At 71.9% G+C, this 4,117-nt stretch carries 6 protein-coding genes; all 6 read right to left on the bottom strand.

Going from position 1 to position 4,117, the window contains the following annotated elements:
• Positions 1-438, bottom strand: a 438-nt coding sequence (locus ACY45C_RS08480; protein WP_462187073.1) for a hypothetical protein, incomplete at its 3' end; no start/stop codon positions are given.
• 185 nt (positions 439-623) lie between these two features.
• Positions 624-1,124 (bottom strand): TadE/TadG family type IV pilus assembly protein, encoded by a 501-nt coding sequence (locus ACY45C_RS08485; RefSeq protein WP_462187074.1) that lies wholly within the window; start codon positions 1,122-1,124, stop codon positions 624-626.
• On the bottom strand, positions 1,114-1,320 hold the full coding sequence (locus ACY45C_RS08490; RefSeq protein ID WP_462187083.1) for a hypothetical protein: 207 nt from the start codon (positions 1,318-1,320) through the stop codon (positions 1,114-1,116). Before ACY45C_RS08490 ends, ACY45C_RS08485 begins: the two co-directional genes overlap by 11 nt.
• 103 nt (positions 1,321-1,423) lie before the next feature.
• Positions 1,424-2,374, bottom strand: a complete 951-nt coding sequence (locus tag ACY45C_RS08495; RefSeq protein WP_462187075.1) for a type II secretion system F family protein — start codon at positions 2,372-2,374, stop codon at positions 1,424-1,426.
• The gene (locus ACY45C_RS08500) at positions 2,371-3,261 is read right to left on the bottom strand and encodes a type II secretion system F family protein (protein ID WP_462187084.1); all 891 of its coding nucleotides are present in this window, start codon (positions 3,259-3,261) and stop codon (positions 2,371-2,373) included. Before ACY45C_RS08500 ends, ACY45C_RS08495 begins: the two co-directional genes overlap by 4 nt.
• Positions 3,261-4,117 (bottom strand): CpaF family protein (locus ACY45C_RS08505; RefSeq protein ID WP_462187076.1); only part of this gene is annotated, 857 nt, incomplete at its 5' end. The genes ACY45C_RS08500 and ACY45C_RS08505, both read right to left, overlap by 1 nt.

The following is a 4,117-nucleotide window of genomic DNA, read 5'->3' on the forward strand; positions in this document are numbered from 1 at the left end:
CTGGGTTTCCCGCCGGTCGGCGCGGAACTGGTCGATGACCACGGTGAACTGGCCGTTGACCGTGACGTCGGTGATGCCGGAGAACAAGGCACCGGTTCCTGGCAGCGCCACGACCGTACGGACACAGACGACGAACGACGCGCCTGGCTCCAGGGTTGCCGCGCCGTCCCCGGGATCCCCCGCACCACAGTCGGCGCCCTCGGGAGCAAATCGGACCTGTGGCGCGCCGGGGACGCCCTGGTCGGCGAGGGCGAGCTGCGCGGCGAGCCGTGCCCGGTCCATGCCCTGCGTCTCGCTGCCCGCGGTGGCGAACGCCCGCCCGGCCTCCCGGGCGGCCTGGGTCACCCCGAACGCCGCGCGCTGCACCGCGAAGACGCACAGGAACAGGTAGACGAACGGAACGAGCAGCACGACGGACAATCCAACGAATTCGATCATCGCCGAACCGTCGTCGGCCCCGGTCGCCGGGCCTGCCCGTTCGGGCCAGACAACGCGGCCTATGCGACCAATGCGACCGACGCGGCGCACGGAAGCCACGCAACCTGTCCTGATCATCAGGATCGTCCGCGGCACGGAGCGCAGGGCCGCCCGCGCGATCCGATCTCCCGCCACGACACCCCTCGTCACGGCAGTTCCTTGAGTGCGTGGCCCTTCACCGTGATCGTGATGCCGTCGCCCAGTGGGACTAGGACGAGCGGCACGGCAACCCGGCAGGTGACCTCCGCGAGCGGCGTGCCACCCGGCCCGTCGACCTGCGCCCCGGTGCAGACGGCGTCGGACCGTCCCGGGATGGTCCGCGCGATGAGGGCCTGGGCGTAGGGACCGCCCTCGCTCGCCGGCACGCCGAGATTGGCCGCGTGCCTGGCTCCCTCGGCAGCGTCCGCCGCGAGCGTGTTGCGGATGTGCAGCACCAGGCCGACCTGGATGATCCCCAGGATCAGGAAGAGCAACAACGTCCCCACCAGGATGAACTCGACGACGGCCGATCCGCCGTCAGCCGCGTCCGAGCCGTCCTCGACGCCGTCCTCGACGCCGTCCTCGACCGCGTCCGGTCGCTGCCCGGTCCCCCTGGGGCCGCCGTCGATCCCGTCCGGCCCCGCGGCGGCCGCGAGCTCAGCCGCCACCGCCGATACCCGACACCGAGTTGATGGCCGAGGTGAACAGGTTCTGCAGGGCGGGCGTCGCCAGGGTGGCGATCGCGACCACCAGCGCCGCCGTCATGACGGTTATCATGACCCAGCCGGGGACGTCCCCCCGATCGCGATCATGGTGGCCGCCCGATGCGACGGCTGACCGCCAGGCCCGCCATCTCGCTTTCATGGCCTGCCCTGTTCGTCCCATGTCTCCTCCTTTAGGCTGGCTGATCCGACCTCGCCGGACGGGCGCGTCCACCTGCGGGCGGCCACCTGCGCGCCCCGGGCACTCACTGCGCGATCACGGTGAAACTCACCAGGGCCGGGTAGAAGGCAAAGATCACGGTCGTCGGCAGGACGAGGAACACGACCGGGATCATCATCGCGATCTCCTTGCGGCCACCGGCCTCTAGCAGCTGCCGCTTGCCCGCCTCACGCGCGTCAACGGCCTGCGCGCGCAGGATGTCCGCCAGCGGCGTCCCCCGTTCGATCGCGACCGCCATCCCGTCGACGAACCGCACCAGGGGTGCCAACGCCGTGCGCGCCGCGATGCCCTCCAACGCCTGCACGAGGGTGGCCCCGGCGCGGGCGTCGGCCAACGCGAGCCGCAGCTCGTGCCCAAGCTCGCCGTGGGTCAACCGGCTGACCCGCTCCAGCGCCCCGATGGCCGACTCCCCCGCGGTCACCGCGAGCGCCAGCAGCTCGGCGATCGTCGGGAACTCCAGCAGCATCCGGTCCTCGCGCTCGGAGATCGCCCGCGACAGCCAGTAGTCCCGGGCCACCACCCCACCGGCCGTGCCGGCGACGATCAGTGCGACACTGACCAGGGTCGGCGGGCCGACGCCGAGCAGCGCGCGCAGCGCCAGCAGGAGGGCGCCGATCAGCGCCCCGCTGGCCGCGCAGATGACCTGCTGGACGCGGAACTCCTCGATGCTGGTCCGTCCGCCGGCCTGGGTCAGCCGGCGTCGCAGGGCGGCCCGGCCCCCCAGGAAACGGTCGAGCCGACCGGCGGCGTCCGCGAGTAACGGGCGCGCGAGCGCCTCGACCGCGGCGAGACCCGGCCGCGGCACCCCCCGCGGCCGGTCCTCGAGCAGCCTCGAGGGTGTGGGGGTGTCCCGCAGGTAGGGATCGATTCGGTCAGCGAGGTGGATGCGCCGGGCCCGGGGGGAGCGGTAGACGATGATGACCAGGCCCAGCCCGACGAGGAACCCGATCAGCGCACCGCTGGCGACCGTAGTCATGATCCCGCCCCCCGGCCAGCGGCCGCTCCCCCGCGCAGCACCCGGCCCTCCTCCGGCAACCGGCCGATCCGCTTCATGAGCAGGTAGGCGAGGGCCGACACGGCGCCGCCCACCACGAGCACCAGGACCCCGGTCGGGCTGTCGTAGGCTCGCACGTTCTGCCCCCGGGTGGCCAGCAGGAGCAGCACGATCCAGGGGGCGGCGAGCGCGAGCCAGGCGGCGTTCACCGTCCAGCTCTGCCGCGTCTCGAGCTCGGCGCGGGTGCGGGCGTCCTCCCGCAGGAAGGTGGACAGCGTGCGCAACAGCCGGCCGAGGTCGGTCCCGCCGACCTCCCGGGCCATCCGCAGTGACTCGATGATGCGGTCGGCCACCGGATCGGCGAGCTCGTCGGCGAGGCGGTCCAAGCAGGCCGAGAACGACCCGGTGGCGCTGTAGTCCTCGCCGAACCGGGTGAAAGCCGGTCGCAGCTGTACCGGCCCCCGCACCCCCACCGCGGCCAGGCCCTCGGGCAGCGACATCCCGGCCCGCACCGCGCTGGACAGGTTGTCGACAACGTCCGGCCACAGCTCCCGCAGATCATGCATGCGGGCATGCCGCCGACGGACCACGAGGGCCCGGGGCAGCAGACTCGCAAACACGACGAAGGCGCCGGCCAGCGACACGGTCTCGGTGAATGCCAGGACGACCAGGCCGGCTACCAGGCCCAGACCCAGGCTGATCATGACGAACTGACGCGGGGTCACGCCGCGGATGCCCGCCTGGGCGAGCAGGTCGCTCGTCGACCGTTCCCAGCGCGCCGTCGCCGACCAGGCCGCGAACCGCGGCCGGCCGCTGGTGACGATGAGGAACAGACCCAGACCGAACAGCAGGCCGAGGAAGATGCCCATCATCGCTCCGCGGCGATCTCGGGCCAGCCCCCGCCGGGCCGATGATGATGGTAATCATGGTCGCCCTGGGCCAGCAGGGCGGGCAGGTCGTAGCCGGCGCGGGCGAACCGTTCGGGATGTGGCGGGAAGCCGTCGGCGCGGACCAGTCCGTCCGCGCGCGAGCGGTAGATCTGGGCGATCTCGATGACGTCCCCCTCCGTCCGGCCGGGCAGCGCGACGACCTCGGTGACGCGGCGCCGGCCCGAGACGTCCTTCTCCAGATGGACGACGAGATCCACGCTGGCGGCGACGGTGGGCACCACAAAGGCATGGCTGACGTTCTCGCCGGCGAGCAGGGGCAGGGTGCACAGTTTCGTCACGGCCTCGCGAGCCGAGTTCGCGTGCAGGCTGCACATACCGGGCAGCCCAGAGTTGAGCGCGATCAGCAGGTCGAGCGCCTCCTCCTGGCGAACCTCGCCGACCAGGAGCCGGTCCGGGCGCATCCGCAGGGCCTCCTTGACCAGCCGGCGCAGCCGGATTTCCCCGCTGCCCTCCAGGTTGGCCTGCCGGGTCTGCATCGCCACCCAGTCGGCGGCCCGCAGCTTCAGCTCGAACACCTCCTCGCAGCTGATCACCCGTTCCCGGGCCGGGATGGCCGAGCCGAGACAGTTGAGCATGGTCGTCTTGCCGGCCTGAGTGCCGCCCGCAATGATGATGTTGAGGCCGGCGACGACGGCAGCGTCCAGAAAGGTGGCCGCTGCCAGCGTGATCGTCCCGAGATCGACCAGTTCGTCCAGGCTCGACGCGGACAGCACAAACTTACGGATGTTGATCGACCAGTGCACCCGGGTGACATCGGGGATGACCACGTGCAGCC

Source organism: Frankia sp. CcWB2, from assembly GCF_977927585.1.